Source organism: Bacillus cereus group sp. BfR-BA-01316 (genome assembly GCF_022664195.1).
GTDB lineage: Bacteria > Bacillota > Bacilli > Bacillales > Bacillaceae_G > Bacillus_A.
Map to the genome: position 1 here is coordinate 1 of NZ_JAKUGX010000041.1, position 15,624 is coordinate 15,624.

Below are 15,624 nucleotides of genomic sequence, written 5' to 3' on the forward strand. Positions count from 1 at the left end.
TCTCAGCAAGGAAATAATGGACACCAGCAAGAGAACAATGGTAGAGAGTCTCAGCAAGATAATAAAGGTAGAGAATCTCAGCAAGGAAATAATGGACATCAGCAAGAGAACAACGGTAGAGGGCCTCAAAAAGAAAATAGTGGACATCAGCAAGAGAATAACGGTAGAGGAACTCAGCAAGGAAATAATGGACACCAGCAAGGAAACAACGGTAGGGGATATAAACAAGAAAATAATGAGGGTCAGCAAGGAAATATAAACGAAAATAACGGGCCTAAAAATGAGGATAAAAACATTTCTGCCACACAACATCAAGGGAATGGAAAGAAGAATCTATAGAATATTGAAGATGGGAATTCGTTTTATGTTAATAAATCCCTCTAGTTTCAAAGTGAAGGGATTTTTAATATTAAAATTTTTAAAATGACGGACATAAAATCATATATACTTTCGAATTATATATATGGATATCATTAATATTTATATAAAAGGGGAGAAAGAAATATGAAAGCAAAAAAAGAAATATATGAAGAGATTACTGAAGTATTAAAGGTATTGGCGCATCCTGTCCGTTTATCCTTAGTAGAAATAATGCTTACAAAAGGCCCTACTAACGTAACAACAATGTATGAAACATTACAAATGCCTCAAAGTACAATTAGTCAACATTTATCTAAACTACGAGCTGTTAAAATCATTACAGGTACTCGGAAAGGATTAGAAATTTATTATGAAGTAACGGACGATCGTACAAAAGCGATATTATTAAGTTTGTTTTAAATGCTGACTGTCCAGGCTTCAAAATTAAGAAGAGGATACGAAAGCAATTCTGTGGCTATAATTTTTTAAGATTTTTACATAAGAATTACATTTATAAATATATGTAATTTTCTTATTAACATTAGTCGTATGCAGTGTTGTTTTTAATTTGTCTAATCCATTTCTTTGTTTGGGTCCTGCCGCATCGCTATCAAGCTAAAGTTTTAATGTACCATAAAAATGAAAATTTTCTTATTAGTTTTTTTTTGTTAGCTTGATAGTGATGTGACGTTCCCACTAGTATGTAAGCTCATAAGAAATCTTGAGATTGCTAAATATGAACGTAGAGTATTTAACAAAGTTGGTAGGGTTCTTTTAGTCATTTAACCTTTTGATCTGATGATCTTTTCCCCATTCAAATAGTTCATCCATAATTTGCATTAAGGATTTTCCATGTTCGCTTATTGTGTACTCAACCTTTGGTGGTACTTCTTGATATACAGTACGATGGATAATTCCATCAGCTTCAAGTTGCCGAAGTTGTTGTGTAAGAACTTTTTGCGTAATGTTTGGGATTTCTCGTTTTATTTCATTCGTTCGCATTTTTCCATCCATCAAAATACATAATATATGAACTTTCCATTTTCCGCCGATTACTTCGAGTGTTGTTGCGATTGGGCAACCATCATTTTGATTCATATAACACCTCCACAGGTACTTTAAGGTTCCTATAGTACCTGAAAGTACGTACTTTTCAATTATATGTGACTCATTCATACTAATACTAAAGGGTTTGAATTATTTATAAGGGGGAAGAAAATATATGAAAACACTTGTAATTGTAGCACATCCTGATATTGAAAAGTCTCGAATTAATAAAAGATGGGTAGAAGAACTTGAGAAATATTCGGACGAAATAACGGTGCATGAATTATATAAAGTGGCACCAAATTGGGAGTTTAATATTGAAGGAGAACAAAAGCTGTTAGTAGAGCACGACCGCTATATATTTCAATTTCCGCTCTACTGGTATAGCTCACCACCATTATTAAAAAAATGGTTCGATGATGTATTAACATATGGATTTGCCTATGGATCAAAAGGGGATAAAGTGAAGGGGAAAGAATTTGGTATAGCTATTTCTATAGGTGGATTAGAAAAAGACTATAAAAATAGCGGAATTACGATGGATGAGTTGACGAAACCATTTCACGCTACGTGCTTATATACAGGAATGGAATTTATACCATCATTTTATTTATACGGAGCAGAATATGAAATCAGTGATGAAGAGATTGACAAAAGTGCACCTGAGTATGTGAAATATGTTATGAATAAGAAGTATTCTAATATATAAGGAAAAATAGCCATTTACTTGTTAAGTAGATGGCTATTTTTTATTCGTTTTATATTCACTAAGTGTAATCTTTAGTAAATTAATAATTAATCTGGTAAAATAAAAAACCTAACATATATAAAGGGGAGTTTTACTTGAGAACGATGCGACAATTATTACAAAAAAGAGCAATGCAATCACCGAATTTGGAGGCGCTTGTAGGGGGAGAGAAAAGGTATTCGTTTCAGCAATATAATGAACGAGTAAATCAGATTGCACATTATTTGTTACATAACGGTGTGCAAAGAGGAGATCGCATAGGAATCTTATGCAAAAATAATCATCCGTTTTCAAGTGTTATGATGGCAAGTTTAAAAATTGGCGCGGTATTTATTCCGCTTAATCATCAGCTTACTGCTTATGAATTAGAATCGATTGTAAAAGAAGCGAGATTAAAAGTATTAGTTATTGATGATGAATTTAGTGAAGTTGTATTAAAGATTGATGTAGTTAAAGAAATTCCTAATGTAATTGAAACAACAACAGAAGGTTTCGGTTCTTTTGAATTAAAACTAAAAGAACAACCAATAACAGAACCGAACGTGGCAGTTCATGAAGACGATGATGCTATTTTCTTATTTACTTCAGGAACGACTGGAAGTGCAAAAGCCTGCGTAATTGGTCATAAAAATTTACATCATTATTTTACTGAGATTGCGGGGCAAAGAGAAATTCCAGCAGGTGAACGCTTTTTATCAGTGCATCCATTGTTTCATATGAGTGGCGTGCTTTCTATTTTAAATTGTATTTATCATGGCATTACGATGATTTTCTTAGCTGATTCGAATCCTACTCACATTTGGGATAAGATTGAAGAAGAGAAAATTACTACGATGCTTGCGTTTCCAGCAGTTTATAGTTATATGCTTGATGAATTAAATAAAAAAGAGCGTAACATTTCGACCTTTAAAGTAGCACAAAGCGGTGGTACAAAAGTACCAGAAACGCTCATTCAAAAATATATGAAAAAAGGAATATATATGGTGCAAGGCTATGGTAGTACAGAAGGTTGGGTAGTAACTTCATGGCATCCAAATATGGGAAAAGAAAAAATGTCTTCTGTAGGGAAAACTCTTAAACATGTAGAGTTAAAAATTATTCATCCAGAAACAGGTGATGAACTAGCAACGAATGAAGTTGGAGAAATCCACGTAAGAAGTCCTTACATGTTTAAAGGATATTGGAATAACGAAAAAGCGACAAAGAAGGTAGTGAAAGATAATTGGTTTAACATGGGTGATGCCGGCATGATAGATGATGATGGATTCCTACATATTATGGGAAGATATAAAGACGTTATCGTGCACGGTGGTGACAACGTATATCCGGATCAAGTAGAAGATGTAATTCATGAAATAAATGGTGTTTTAGAAGTTGCAGTAGTTGGAGTTCCAAATGACTTTTGGGGAGATATTCCAACAGCTTACATTGTAAAAGATATTCAAACATCTTTAACAGAAGAAGAAATTATTCAACATTGTAAAAGAAAACTAGCAAATTATAAAATACCTGAAGTTGTATTTATGAATGAATTACCGAAAAACGCTTTAGGGAAAGTGTTGAAGAGGGAATTAAGAGAAGTTGTTATTTTAAAATAAAAAGTTGTTAAACGATAAGGAATCCAGTTATGTAGTAAGCATAACTGGATTTTTCTTTATAAAAAACATAATAATTTACTAGATTTTGTATTTTGTGTAAGATAATAAAGAATATTCAATCAAATAATCAAAGGAAGAGATGTAAATGAAACTGCCGCTATTACAAGTAGAGACAGAAAGACTCATTATCCGTCCATTTCAAAAAGAGGATTATGTAAGTTGGATAGATGGATTCAATAAGAGGTTACCATCTCAACATAAATACGATGATGGCTATCATGATATGTCGTCTTCAACAATAGAATGGTTCATGGAATGGATAAGAGGTTTTGATGAAGCTGCACATCGAGATGAAATGTACGTATTAGGTATTTTTCGGAAAGAAGATGGCGCAAATATTGGAAAGCTAGAGCTTATTAAAATTTTACGTATGGATTATCAATGGGCAATGATGGGGTACTCTATCCATAATCAATTTTGGAAAAATGGATACGGGATCGAAAGTGTAAAATCGGCGTTACCGTTGTTTTTTAATAGTCTTCAATTTCATAGAATTGAATTACATATAAATGTTGATAATGAGCCATCTGTTCGTTTGGCAGAAAGAGCTGGTTTTTCATTTGAATGTATGAGAGAGGCATTTTCTATGGGGAATGGTAAGTGGGCAGATTTTCTTATTTATTATAAAAATAAGGAGATGGATATATGAGGGTTTTTATTACAGGTGGAAATCGGGGATTAGGGTTACAGTTAGTAAAAGTATTTCATGAGAATGGACATCTTGTTTATCCGCTAGTTAGAAGTGAGGAAGCGATAGAACAATTAAAACAGATGTGTACTTCTAGATGTTTTCCTATATTAGCAAATTTATCAGCTGATGATAGTACTGAACGTATTAAGGAGCAGCTTGAGAAATATACGGAGCATCTCGATTTAGTTATAAATAACGCTGGGATACCTGGAAAGGAAACTGAGGTTTTACGTACCAATTCAGAAGAGTTAACGGAACTATTTAATATTCATTGCTTAGGTGTAATTCGAGCTATAAAAGGTACATATACGGCTTTAACTAGGTCGAAACATCCGAGAATTATCAATATATCCTCTCGATTAGGTTCATTACACAAAATGGCCGAAAAAGAATTTCCGCAAGGAGAGTTTTCGTATTCATATCGGATTGCCAAGGCTGCACAAAATATGTTAACACTCTGTTTACAACAAGAGTTTGAGGATAAAGGAATTAGTGTAACCGCAATTCACCCTGGGAAATTAAAGACTGAAATTGGTGCTTTTGATGCGAATATGACTCCTGCTGAAGGAGCTCAACATATATATGATTGGGTAATGGATTCAAATGAGGATGTTTCGGGTAAGTTTATTGAACCGGGTGTAGGGGAGTTGAAGTGGTAATGTACGATCTTACAACCATTCAAAATATATTTGGACCTTCAAAAAAATTTTAAAAGAGGATTAGGGGATATGAGAATGAAAAAAGTAAACGTAGTCCATTATGATGCATTTAGTAATAAACCGAATATGGGAAATCCAGCAGGTATTGTATTAGAAGGAGATGGATTAGCGGAAGAGGAAATGCAACTCATTGCTGAAAAGGTTGGATTTAACGAAACAGCTTTTGTTCTTTCTTCAGAAGTAGCAGATGTAAGAATTCGCTATTTTACGCCTGGTCATGAAAATGATTTATGTGGTCATGCGACAGTAGGGACTATACATGCACTTCATGAAAGAGGGTTATTAGAAGGGAAGCACAATTTAACAATTGAAACGAAGGCAGGGATTTTGCCGATACATATAGGTGCGAATAAAAGTGGGGAAACTTTTATTAAAATGAGACAAGCAACACCGCGGTTTCAAAATTTTACAGGTTCCAAAGAGGCATTAGCTTACAGTATTGGTCTTGAAGTAAATGATTTAGATGAAAAATTTCCGATTGTATATGGAAGTACTGGTATTTGGACTTTAATTGTACCTATTAAAAAACTTGAAGCATGTGAAAGGATGAAACCTAATAATAGTGAATTTCCATCTGTATTAAAAGAAATGCCAAAGGTTGCTATTCATCCACTTTGCTTAGAGGCATATGATGCAGAAGCAAAAATGCACGGTCGTCATTTCTCATCACCTTATTCTGGAACAATAGAAGATCCAGTGACAGGAACTGCTTCAGGTGTAATGGGAGCGTATTATGCGACGTATTTGGAGAAAGATTTTGACCATGAACTGGAGTTAATCGTTGAGCAAGGACAGGAAATCAATAAAGATGGTCGTGTAACGGTTTATGTAAAGAAAGATGTAGAAAACGAGAAATTACAAATAGATATTTCTGGAACTGCAGTGTATGTAGATGAATTTGAAATCTCAATTTAAAAGAGGAAAGCCGGTCATATAGCCGGCTTCCTTATCTGTTCAACACTTCAATATACGAAGCATCCCCAGCTGTTCTAATAGTAGAGCGGAAATTATTACTCTCTAACGTTTCAGCAACTTGTTTTAATTGCTGTGCATCATCATGATGAATGAGTAAACTATCTGCACCACTTTCTTCTATATGAATATGTTCAACATTTCCAATCGCTTCATGTATAGCTTTTAAAAATTCAGGTTTCATATTGTCCTCCTATATGTATGTAACGTCGTTAAATAGTATTTCCTTATTTTTGAAATATAAAAGTCAATGAAAGGAGAAATGAAAATGAATATAACGCAGTTTAAAGATCATATTACATCACTTTTTGGAGAGCATCTTCATAAATACGGTGATGACGAGTATGGTTTCACTCACATTAGTAAAGAGGAATTTCACAAAATAGGTTACACGACAAATTTGACGCTAGAGACGATTGAGGAAGCTTATAAAAACGGAGTGGATATGATAGTTACACATCATGCGCCGTGGAGTTTTTTATTCGGTATGGAAGAAGCTTGTATCGAGAAATTAAAAGAATATGAAATGAATCATTTTTGGATTCATTTGCCGTTAGATTTTGTGAAATTTGGCACGTGCACGTCTTTATTCAATGAAATTGGGATAGATACAATACTGGAATATTCCACGTATGAGGAAGAAGAGCTACCGGGAATAGGAGAATATAAAGAAGCGATGCCCTTTTCAAATTTAGTTAAAAAACTTGAAGAGAGAACGGAAGAGAAAGTGAAGCGATGGGAAAATCACGATAGGCCAGTGAAACGGATTGCGATTTTAACAGGTGCAGGAAACAATACAAACCTTATTGAGCGTGCGCTAGAAAAAGGTTGCGATACGTACATAACAGGAGAAAAAACATTATATACAGTGCAACATGCGAAATTTAAAGGCATCAATTTGATTGTAGGAAGCCACACATTTACAGAAGTGTTTGGTGTAGAAAGTTTGGCTCTTAAATTGAAAGAAAGAGACCCTGCAATAGAAATTACTAGATTATATGAAGAACATTTGGAGTGAAGAAATTGCATCACATTATCATAAATGGAATGAATTATGTGATGAAATATTGAAAGAGGCAGTCTTAATAAATTAAAAATTAATTTCTGTTATATTAAGATGTTGGAAGGGATTCTCTTGGATTTGTCAAATAATAGTAAAGTTGTCTTTTGAATTAAGGGAATTTTCGGAATTAAGGGTGGGGGAAATGGGCATTTCAATAATCGCTGAACAACTAGTTAATGAGAAGGTTATTTCACATTATCCGAAAAGCATGAAAGTGTTAAACGGAGGAACGACAAGTACAGTATATTTATTGGATGGAAAATACGTTGTAAAGCTGAACGAATCGGAAGTGATACGTGAAGAAGCTGATTTTCTTTCTTTTTATGAAGGGAATACTTTATTTTCAAAGATTTTGTATAAGGAACCTTTAAATAGATATATTGTGTATTCATTCCTCGAAGGGAGTACTTCGTGCGAACGTGGATATAAACGAATTACGCTTAGTACACTTGTAAAAGAAGCTATTAATAAGTATGAAGTAGTTTCAGATATAGATGGATGGGGATGGAAAGATAGTCCGGTTCAATCTTGGACAGAATTTTTATTAGCAAATGTAATGGAAGTTCGTGGAAATTTGAGGCAGTACATAAGTGAGGAAGAACATCAGCTTGTTCTTACACTTGTAAATAGTCCAAAAAGAGGTACTGGAATAGATAGTCCGTTTTTATTACATGGCGATCTTGGATTCCATAACTTTATATTCCGAGAAAATAAATTATATGGTGTGATAGATCCATTTCCAGTCTTAGGAGATCCTATATACGATTTAATTTACGCGTTCTGTTCAACTCCGGAAGATTTAACGAAAGAAACCATTCAGTATGTGATGAAACAATGTGCATTTCGTAAAAGGGACCGAGATTTATATGAAGAAATAGTAATAGGTTTATATTTGCGTATCGATACGTGTTTAAGACATCACCCGAAAGATTTAGAAGATTACTTAGAAGCTTGGCGTTATTGGATGAATGAGATTTAGCTTATCAATTGAAAATAAAAAAGCAGAAAACTATCAACAAATATCAGCTTAATAAAAAATTAAAGGGATAGGGGAATAACTATGAATAATTTCGTTTGTACAACGTGTGGCGTTCAGTATGCAGCGAGTGTGGAAGAACCGGTAAGTTGTCTTATTTGTGATGAGGAGAGACAATATATTAATCCGAAAGGGCAGTCTTGGACGAGTTTAGAAAACTTGCAGACGAGTGATACATATAAAAATGAAATTATAGAAGAAGAAAATGGGCTTTATAGTATTACGACAAAACCAGAATTTGCGATCGGTCAGACGGCATTTGTAGTAAAAACAGAGTCATATCGTTTACTATGGGATTGTATTACTTATTTAGATGAAACGACAATTGAGAAGATAAAAGAGTGGGGCGGATTAGATGCAATTGCATTATCTCATCCGCATTATTATTCAACACAAGTAGAATGGGCAGAAACATTCGATGTACCAATTTATATACACGAAGACGATAAAGAGTGGGTTATGCGCCCGAGTAGTCGTATTATTTACTGGTCTGGTGAGTCTTTACAATTAGCAGATGGAATTACCATTCATCGTCTCGGAGGACATTTTAGTGGCGGTTCTGTATTATATTGGGAAGAAGGAAATGATGGGAAAGGTATATTATTAACAGGTGATATCATTCAAGTTGTAGCGGATCAGCAGTGGGTAAGCTTCATGTATAGCTATCCAAACTTAATTCCATTACCAGCAAGGAAAGTGGAAGAAATGGCGAATCGAGTGAAGCCGTTACAATTTAATCGCCTATATAATGCTTTTCACCGAGTAGTAAAAGAAAATGCAAATGAGGCAGTTGAACGTTCTGCGGAAAGATATATGAAAGCGATAGAAGGAAAGTTGTTTCATACGTAAAGGAGTGCTAGATTAATGAAAACATTAGTATGCTTTGGTGATAGTATTACAGCTGATGAAATATTTTTTGATGGAACACCGAGATTAACACCACGTTTGCAAGAGATGCTTCCCAACTTGAAGGTGCTTAATACGGGTGTTCCGGGTGATAATACGTTCGATGCACTACAAAGGATTGAAGAGGATGTATTATCATATGAACCAAATTTCGTAACGGTTTTTCTCCCGCATTAACGGGCAGTAAGGCTCCCACCTCAAAATTTGGCTGGAGCAAAGAAGTTAGGTGGGAGGTCAACTGCCCGTTAATGCCCGATTGGTGAAGGCTAATAATCAGTGGGGGATGAACAAAACCCCCACTGATTAAAGTTTCACTTTATTGGTACGAATGATGCAGTCTCTTTTGCTCAAGTGCCATTACAAGTATATAAAGAAAACTTAGAGAAAATTGTAAGTACGATTTCACCAGAAAAAGTACTACTTATTAGTCCGGCACCAGTTGATGAAGTAAGGCAACATAATAGAACGAATGAAGTACTCGGCCAATATGCAGACGTGGTTGAGGAAGTGGCGAAAGAAACAGGAAGTCATTTTTTAAATTTGTATGCTGAAATGATTCAAGAACAGCATTATAAAAAATTTGTAGAAGATGATGAAAAAGATGGATTGCACTTTGGACCACAAGGTTATGAGTATTTGGCGAAGTTAATTTGTGAAAAGTTAAAAGGGGTTCTGTAAGAAGCAAAGCGTGGACGCTTTGCTTTTTTTGTATTTCTTATAATGAATTAGCTGAATTACAGAAGTAGACAATTCCTGTACCAAATGTTTAGTACCTATAGCACTTTAAAGTACATACAATTTTAATGTGTTAAATATAATTCATAATAGTACCAGTAAGAAAAAAACAAGCTTTATGGTACTAGTTACTAACGAAGCTACAGCAGTTTATTTAGATTCAGAAGGCGGTACTATAGAGGTTGGTAATTTCAAAAAATGCCAATGTGGTATAAAACAATTAGGGAGGCTAAAGATATGAGTACTTCAAATATGAGTGAAATAAGTAAACAAATTTTAATGGAGGAGGAAACACTTCAATTTTCCTCTTTTACAAATGAAGATGCCTTGCAATTAGGTTTATTTATCGTTGAAACAGCAAAGAGAGAGGGGAAATTGATTGCTGTTGATATAACCAAAAATGGTGTGCAATTATTTCATTTCAAGATGACAGGGACAACTGAGGAAAATACGAAATGGATTGAGCGTAAAAAACGGGTCGTTTCTCTGCATAATCATAGCTCGTATTATATGCAGATAGAAAGTGAAATAAATGGAATCCCATATCATGAAAAATACCGTTTAGATGGCTCGGAATATGCTGCGTTTGGTGGATCCTTTCCCATCCGAATAAAAAACGTAGGGGTTATTGGAATGATAACAGTCTCAGGATTACCACCAGAAGTAGATCATGAATTAGTTATAAGAGCAGTTAAAAATCATTTGAATCAATAAAAGTAATTGAACAACTTGCTATGAATCCATTAACGGATCAAGGTATTGAAAAGTTTGCTGTGGATTGGGCAAAAGCATCGATGTAAATTCATATACCAAAAAAAGAGGGAATAGAAAAAAGCAAAGCGCTATAGCTTTGCTTTTTTCTATTTCTTTCTCGGTCTACGTACTAACTCTCCGCCGCAATTTGGGCAAACATTTTGTCTTTCCTCTGTACATGGTGCACAAAATGTACATTCGTACACGCATATGTATGCTTCAGAATCGGGCTGAAGGGAATGGTCGCAAATTTGACAGTTTGTTTTCATTTCTAGTGCCATAGTAATCCCTCTTTTAGTTTGAATATTTATAATTTAATTATAATTCATTAGATAGAAATAGTCTTTTTCAATTGAAAGGAAATCGAATCATAAAGTTATGATTTGAAATGAAAGGTGCCGGTTTATTTTAAAATTGATTATTTAGTGCAGTTGGAATATTATGAAATAGTCAAAAGACAACAGGGGGTATAGATTTTGACTAATCATAACGATCATTTAAAAGCAAACTGCGAAAAATGCTTTGGTCTATGTTGTGTAGCATTACCGTTCGCGGCTTCAGTAGATTTTGCGGTAAATAAAGATGGTGGTAAACCGTGTTCTAACTTAGAATCAGATTATAAATGTAGTATACATAAAAACCTTAGAGGAAAAGGTTATAAAGGTTGTACAGTATTTGAATGTTTCGGTGCTGGACAAAAGATTTCTCAAGTTACGTTTAAAGGGATCGATTGGCGGAAAGATGCTGAGCATGCAAGAAAAATGTATGATGCTTTTCCGGTTATGCATCAGCTTCATGAAATGCTGTGGTATTTGAATGAGGCTATTCTATTAAAGGCGACGCAGACAATTCATAAAGATCTGAAGGAAGCAATTGAAGAGACAGAGCGTCTTTCGAATTTAAGTCCAGATGAGTTAATGAAAATAAATATTCCAATGCACAGAGCAGAAGTGAACATTCTCCTTTTAGAAACGAGCGAATTAGTATGGAAGGAAATGAATGCTGCACGTAAGAAGCGAATCAGTCACCGCGGAGCAGACCTTATGGGAGCGAATTTGAAAAAGAAAGATTTGCAAGGGGCAAATTTAAGAGGAGCATATTTAATTGCAGCTAACTTAAGTGGTACAGACTTACGAGGGGCAGATCTCATTGGAGCAGATTTGCGTGATGCAGATATTAGAGGGACAGATTTTACAAATAGTATTTTTCTTACGCAAGTTCAAATTAACGCGGCGAAAGGGGACAAACATACGAAATTGCCGAAATTGTTGTCCCGTCCTGCGCATTGGACTGCGTAAAAAGTATGGAGTGAGTTAGTTTGGAAATATTTCAGTATTTAGAAGAAATGCAAGAGGATATATTTTCATTACAAGTATCTGAAATAGAATCGAAGTATTATGGAATTTGTAGTATGCTAGCTTCAATTGAGGATGCAGAACGAATTAAAGCAATTTATTTAGATTCATACAAAGAAAGTATGAGAATAAGTTTAAGAGAAGCATTAGAACTTGCTGCAAGTGAAGAGGCGAAAGCGATCTATTTTGAGTATGATCTGGATAATGAATGGAATAGTCAGTTCTATGTTTGTGAGGATTACATTCCACTTGAAGAAGAGGATGATGATTGGGCTTGTGAATGGACATATGATATTGAGGGACCGAGGTCAGTAGAATTAGCAGATTTATATGCTGAAAATAACTTTGATACAAATGAAAAGGCAATTGGCATAACTGTATATTTAATTGCTAGAACGGTCTGTAGTTTTATCAATGCATGTAGTGGTTTGCAAAGTAATATACCAATTTGTATTGGATTCCATGATCAAGATCCAATTATGCGAACAGGCAGAGACTAAGTCTCTGCCTGTTTTTTAATACTATTTTTTCTTTTCAAAGGTAGTAATAATTACGCTGCATATAATAAGAATACCACCAATGAAAAAGTTACTGCTTAACGTCTCATTTAATAAGAACCAACCAAGCAATGATCCAACGATAGGTTGGAAGAAGAAAAATAATGAGCCGATGCTAGCATCCATTAATTCTAACCCTTTATTCCAAAGGAAAAATGCACCTGCCGTTGAGACGATTCCTAAATAAAGTACGCCTAATACTACATACATGTTCAAATGTTCAATAGGGTTTGATTGAAATTCCCATATCATAAAAGGTGTAATAAAAAAGAGTGAAAAGAATATAGCGTACGTTGTAATAACTAAAGATGAAAATCGAGTTGAAGCAATTTTTACATAAATGGACAGTAAAGCCCACGTAATAGCAGCCCCAACTAAAATGATTGTACCGATAAAATAGGAGCCAATTTCAATATCCCATCCGATAACAATAATGACACCGATTGTTGCGATGATAGTTGATAACAATCTACGAGCAGTTAGTTTTTCTTTTAAAATGAGCGCTGCAAATATGACCATAAATGCAGGTGTAGCTGATGTTACTAAGGAGCCTGTATGCGCATCGGATAATTTTGTTCCGATAAATTGACATGTGATCGAAATGAAATACCCGATGAATCCAATCCAAGCGAATAATAGCCAATCTTTTTTGTGTATGGTTACTTTTTTCTTTTGCTTTTTTTCAGTTGTTTTCAAAATCACATATAAAACAACAAAAGCGATAATAAAGCGTAGCCAAACGAGTGTAAGTGGTGGGATAAAGTCGAGTACATATTTGCTAACAACATACATACCGCCCCAAATACTTGCTGCTAGTGATAAACATATAGCTCCTAAAATTGTTTGTTTCATTTGAATTACCTCCGTCTATTTTTAGGGTTATGATATATTCCCTAAGACGAGGCATGGCGCACTTGTTATATGAATGCCCGTCTTAGATTATAGACGGCCTACAGGTTGATCGTTTTCGAATGAAGTGTTGTAGTACATGAGCGTAGTCTCCTTTCTTCTTTTATAATGATATTATAACTTAATTTTCTGATTATTGAAGGGTGTTATGAAATTGTGTGTAACAAACCGTCACGTTTGACTGTACAGTTTATGTATTGTATGATAATAGTAATATAAACAAGGGGGGGAAGATCGTTGGGAAGGTGTATCGAATCGGACAGTTGGCTCTCATGGCTCACGTGTCGAAACGAACGATTGATTATTATACGAATCTAGGAATCTTAAAAGCGGAGCGATCTCAATCTAATTATCGCTATTACGACGAAACAGCATTTGAGACATTACGATTTATTGAGAAGTGCAAAGAAATGCATATGCCGCTTTGTGAGATTAAAGAGAGAATCGAGGAGAAGAAAAAGCTGCTCGGTATCAATGAACACGTTTCGAAACAAGTGAATGAAGTGACAGACCATATTCATAGATTAGAAGCAGAGCTAACGGAGTTAAAGCCTCTTTTAGATGAATTGACTGATTCACAACGTGAAAAAATATCGAAATCTTTATCAGGTCAAACGACAGCTTTAATACAGACACTTGCTCTATTATTATAGAATAAGTGAAATCCGACCTCTTTAATTTTTGTATCGGGCTATGTTTTCTAACGAACAAATAAGAAAACATTATAGTATACAGGAGGTGGACACCTTAGTTTTTTAACTAAGGGGATTCATTGGAAATATTTAATTTAGTCATGGTTGCGATTTTAATCGCATTTACTGGATTTTTCGTAGCAGCAGAGTTTGCGATTGTTAAGATACGTTCAAGTCGCATTGATCAGCTTGTTGCGGAAGGGAAACGCGGTGCATTAGCAGCGAAAAAGGTAACAACAAATTTAGATGAATATTTATCTGCTTGTCAATTAGGTATTACAGTTACAGCGATGGGACTTGGTTGGTTAGGTGAACCGACGATAGAAAAATTATTACACCCATTATTTGAGAAATGGAATTTAAATCCGTCTATTTCACAAGTAGTAACGTTTGGTCTTGCATTTATGACGATGACGTACTTGCACGTTGTAGTCGGGGAATTAGCTCCGAAAACGATGGCAATTCAAAAAGCTGAAAAAGTGACATTGTTATTAGCAGGTCCGTTAATGATATTCTATAAAGTTATGTATCCGTTTATTTGGGTATTGAATGGTTCTGCTCGTGTTGTAACTGGTTTATTCGGTTTGAAGCCAGCTTCTGAACATGAAGTAGCTCATACAGAAGAAGAGTTACGTCTTATTCTTTCAGAGAGCTACGAAAGTGGAGAAATTAATCAAGCTGAATACAAGTATGTAAATAATATCTTTGAATTTGATAATCGTATTGCGAAAGAGATAATGGTACCGCGTACAGAAATCGTTGGTTTCTATCTTGAAGATTCAGTAGAAGAACACATGAAAGTAATCCAAAATGAACGATACACACGTTATCCGATTTTTGGAGAAGATAAAGATGATATTATCGGTATGGTCAATGTAAAAGATTTCTTTATTCGATATATGAACAACGATCAAGAAGATTTATCATCGATTCGCACGTATATGCGTCCGATTATTGAAGTTATGGAAACAACTCCAATTCATGATTTATTACTGCAAATGCAGAAGAAGCGAATTCCGATGGCTGTTTTATATGATGAGTACGGAGGAACAGCTGGAATTGTAACGCTTGAAGATATATTGGAGGAAATCGTCGGCGAAATTCGTGATGAATATGATGAAGATGAAGCACCGCCAATTCAACATGTGAACGAGTATCATAAAATTGTTGATGGGAAAGTGCTTATCACAGAAGTAAAAGATTTGTTTGGATTACACATTGAAGAAGACGATGTGGATACAATCGGTGGATGGATTATGATGCAAAATCATGAAATCGAAGAAGGACAATACGTTGAAGCAGAAGGCTATGAATTTAAAGTGTTAGAAAAAGATGCTTATCAAATTAAACGTGTTGAAATTCAAAAAATGGAACAAGAACAAGAGAAAGCAGCAACTGTGTAAGTTGCTGCTTTTCTTCTGAC

The 15,624-nt window shown here is 34.8% G+C and carries 18 protein-coding genes and 3 pseudogenes; 17 read left to right on the top strand and 4 right to left on the bottom strand.

The window, feature by feature from the left end:
- Positions 1-339 (top strand): annotated as a pseudogene (locus tag MR071_RS22695) (hypothetical protein); the annotation flags it as partial.
- A gap of 165 nt (positions 340-504) precedes the next feature.
- The gene (locus tag MR071_RS22700) at positions 505-780 is read left to right on the top strand and encodes an ArsR/SmtB family transcription factor (protein ID WP_105587336.1); all 276 of its coding nucleotides are present in this window, start codon (positions 505-507) and stop codon (positions 778-780) included.
- A gap of 354 nt (positions 781-1,134) precedes the next feature.
- Here the strand turns inward: MR071_RS22700 and MR071_RS22705 are convergent, their stop codons facing one another.
- On the bottom strand, positions 1,135-1,458 hold the full coding sequence (locus MR071_RS22705) for a winged helix-turn-helix transcriptional regulator (protein ID WP_105587335.1): 324 nt from the start codon (positions 1,456-1,458) through the stop codon (positions 1,135-1,137).
- A gap of 124 nt (positions 1,459-1,582) precedes the next feature.
- On the opposite strand from MR071_RS22705, the gene MR071_RS22710 reads away from it, so the two are divergent.
- The 5 genes from MR071_RS22710 to MR071_RS22730 all read left to right on the top strand — a co-directional run bounded on the left by MR071_RS22710 (position 1,583) and on the right by MR071_RS22730 (position 6,138).
- Positions 1,583-2,116 carry an NAD(P)H-dependent oxidoreductase gene (locus tag MR071_RS22710; protein ID WP_105587334.1) on the top strand — a complete coding sequence of 178 codons (534 nt, stop codon included), beginning with the start codon at positions 1,583-1,585 and terminating at the stop codon, positions 2,114-2,116.
- 134 nt (positions 2,117-2,250) lie between these two features.
- Complete coding sequence (locus MR071_RS22715; RefSeq protein WP_242238072.1) at positions 2,251-3,753, top strand: class I adenylate-forming enzyme family protein; 1,503 nt, start codon at positions 2,251-2,253, stop codon at positions 3,751-3,753.
- A 145-nt stretch (positions 3,754-3,898) separates the two neighbouring features.
- Positions 3,899-4,462 (top strand): GNAT family N-acetyltransferase, encoded by a 564-nt coding sequence (locus MR071_RS22720; RefSeq protein WP_242238073.1) that lies wholly within the window; start codon positions 3,899-3,901, stop codon positions 4,460-4,462.
- Positions 4,459-5,163 carry an SDR family NAD(P)-dependent oxidoreductase gene (locus MR071_RS22725; RefSeq protein WP_105587331.1) on the top strand — a complete coding sequence of 235 codons (705 nt, stop codon included), beginning with the start codon at positions 4,459-4,461 and terminating at the stop codon, positions 5,161-5,163. Before MR071_RS22720 ends, MR071_RS22725 begins: the two co-directional genes overlap by 4 nt.
- A gap of 75 nt (positions 5,164-5,238) precedes the next feature.
- Positions 5,239-6,138 carry a PhzF family phenazine biosynthesis isomerase gene (locus tag MR071_RS22730; RefSeq protein WP_242238074.1) on the top strand — a complete coding sequence of 300 codons (900 nt, stop codon included), beginning with the start codon at positions 5,239-5,241 and terminating at the stop codon, positions 6,136-6,138.
- Positions 6,139-6,169: 31 nt separating this feature from the next.
- Here MR071_RS22730 and MR071_RS22735 read toward each other — a convergent pair whose 3' ends face one another.
- Positions 6,170-6,379 carry a hypothetical protein gene (locus tag MR071_RS22735; protein ID WP_105587329.1) on the bottom strand — a complete coding sequence of 70 codons (210 nt, stop codon included), beginning with the start codon at positions 6,377-6,379 and terminating at the stop codon, positions 6,170-6,172.
- An 84-nt stretch (positions 6,380-6,463) separates the two neighbouring features.
- On the opposite strand from MR071_RS22735, the gene MR071_RS22740 reads away from it, so the two are divergent.
- The 6 genes and pseudogenes from MR071_RS22740 to MR071_RS22770 all read left to right on the top strand — a co-directional run.
- Complete coding sequence (locus MR071_RS22740; protein WP_105587328.1) at positions 6,464-7,213, top strand: Nif3-like dinuclear metal center hexameric protein; 750 nt, start codon at positions 6,464-6,466, stop codon at positions 7,211-7,213.
- Between the two features lie 187 nt (positions 7,214-7,400).
- Positions 7,401-8,237, top strand: a complete 837-nt coding sequence (locus MR071_RS22745) for an aminoglycoside phosphotransferase family protein (protein WP_105587327.1) — start codon at positions 7,401-7,403, stop codon at positions 8,235-8,237.
- 81 nt (positions 8,238-8,318) lie between these two features.
- On the top strand, positions 8,319-9,143 hold the full coding sequence (locus MR071_RS22750; RefSeq protein WP_105587326.1) for an MBL fold metallo-hydrolase: 825 nt from the start codon (positions 8,319-8,321) through the stop codon (positions 9,141-9,143).
- Between the two features lie 15 nt (positions 9,144-9,158).
- Positions 9,159-9,878 (top strand): annotated as a pseudogene (locus MR071_RS25875) (SGNH/GDSL hydrolase family protein).
- A 294-nt stretch (positions 9,879-10,172) separates the two neighbouring features.
- Entirely contained in the window at positions 10,173-10,649 is a 477-nt protein-coding gene (locus tag MR071_RS22765; RefSeq protein ID WP_105587324.1) for a heme-degrading domain-containing protein, read from the top strand.
- Positions 10,649-10,735, top strand: a pseudogene (locus MR071_RS22770) (fructose-6-phosphate aldolase); the annotation flags it as partial. The gene MR071_RS22765 and the pseudogene MR071_RS22770, both read left to right, overlap by 1 nt.
- 60 nt (positions 10,736-10,795) lie before the next feature.
- Here the strand turns inward: MR071_RS22770 and MR071_RS22775 are convergent.
- The gene (locus tag MR071_RS22775) at positions 10,796-10,969 is read right to left on the bottom strand and encodes a DUF1272 domain-containing protein (RefSeq protein ID WP_105587323.1); all 174 of its coding nucleotides are present in this window, start codon (positions 10,967-10,969) and stop codon (positions 10,796-10,798) included.
- Positions 10,970-11,161: 192 nt separating this feature from the next.
- On the opposite strand from MR071_RS22775, the gene MR071_RS22780 reads away from it, so the two are divergent.
- Together MR071_RS22780 and MR071_RS22785 are read left to right on the top strand one after the other, a co-directional pair.
- Positions 11,162-11,986 carry a pentapeptide repeat-containing protein gene (locus MR071_RS22780; protein ID WP_309243143.1) on the top strand — a complete coding sequence of 275 codons (825 nt, stop codon included), beginning with the start codon at positions 11,162-11,164 and terminating at the stop codon, positions 11,984-11,986.
- A gap of 20 nt (positions 11,987-12,006) precedes the next feature.
- The gene (locus MR071_RS22785) at positions 12,007-12,543 is read left to right on the top strand and encodes a hypothetical protein (protein ID WP_105587321.1); all 537 of its coding nucleotides are present in this window, start codon (positions 12,007-12,009) and stop codon (positions 12,541-12,543) included.
- Positions 12,544-12,564: 21 nt separating this feature from the next.
- Here MR071_RS22785 and MR071_RS22790 read toward each other — a convergent pair whose 3' ends face one another.
- Positions 12,565-13,452, bottom strand: a complete 888-nt coding sequence (locus MR071_RS22790) for a DMT family transporter (protein WP_105587320.1) — start codon at positions 13,450-13,452, stop codon at positions 12,565-12,567.
- A gap of 302 nt (positions 13,453-13,754) precedes the next feature.
- Here MR071_RS22790 and MR071_RS22795 point away from each other — a divergent pair, with 302 nt between their 5' ends.
- The gene (locus MR071_RS22795; RefSeq protein ID WP_105587319.1) at positions 13,755-14,162 is read left to right on the top strand and encodes a MerR family transcriptional regulator; all 408 of its coding nucleotides are present in this window, start codon (positions 13,755-13,757) and stop codon (positions 14,160-14,162) included.
- A gap of 119 nt (positions 14,163-14,281) precedes the next feature.
- Positions 14,282-15,604 (top strand): hemolysin family protein, encoded by a 1,323-nt coding sequence (locus MR071_RS22800; RefSeq protein WP_242238076.1) that lies wholly within the window; start codon positions 14,282-14,284, stop codon positions 15,602-15,604.
- Positions 15,605-15,624: the final 20 nt, after the last annotated feature.

Coding starts and splice junctions, on each gene's coding strand:
- MR071_RS22750 (WP_105587326.1), top strand. CDS start 8,319: ATGAATAATTTCGTTTGTACAACGTGTGGCGTTCAGTATGCAGCGAGT.
- MR071_RS22700 (WP_105587336.1), top strand. CDS start 505: ATGAAAGCAAAAAAAGAAATATATGAAGAGATTACTGAAGTATTAAAG.
- MR071_RS22765 (WP_105587324.1), top strand. CDS start 10,173: ATGAGTACTTCAAATATGAGTGAAATAAGTAAACAAATTTTAATGGAG.
- MR071_RS22740 (WP_105587328.1), top strand. CDS start 6,464: ATGAATATAACGCAGTTTAAAGATCATATTACATCACTTTTTGGAGAG.
- MR071_RS22775 (WP_105587323.1), bottom strand. CDS start 10,969: ATGGCACTAGAAATGAAAACAAACTGTCAAATTTGCGACCATTCCCTT.
- MR071_RS22720 (WP_242238073.1), top strand. CDS start 3,899: ATGAAACTGCCGCTATTACAAGTAGAGACAGAAAGACTCATTATCCGT.
- MR071_RS22735 (WP_105587329.1), bottom strand. CDS start 6,379: ATGAAACCTGAATTTTTAAAAGCTATACATGAAGCGATTGGAAATGTT.
- MR071_RS22790 (WP_105587320.1), bottom strand. CDS start 13,452: ATGAAACAAACAATTTTAGGAGCTATATGTTTATCACTAGCAGCAAGT.
- MR071_RS22725 (WP_105587331.1), top strand. CDS start 4,459: ATGAGGGTTTTTATTACAGGTGGAAATCGGGGATTAGGGTTACAGTTA.
- MR071_RS22730 (WP_242238074.1), top strand. CDS start 5,239: ATGAAAAAAGTAAACGTAGTCCATTATGATGCATTTAGTAATAAACCG.
- MR071_RS22745 (WP_105587327.1), top strand. CDS start 7,401: ATGGGCATTTCAATAATCGCTGAACAACTAGTTAATGAGAAGGTTATT.
- MR071_RS22710 (WP_105587334.1), top strand. CDS start 1,583: ATGAAAACACTTGTAATTGTAGCACATCCTGATATTGAAAAGTCTCGA.
- MR071_RS22705 (WP_105587335.1), bottom strand. CDS start 1,458: ATGAATCAAAATGATGGTTGCCCAATCGCAACAACACTCGAAGTAATC.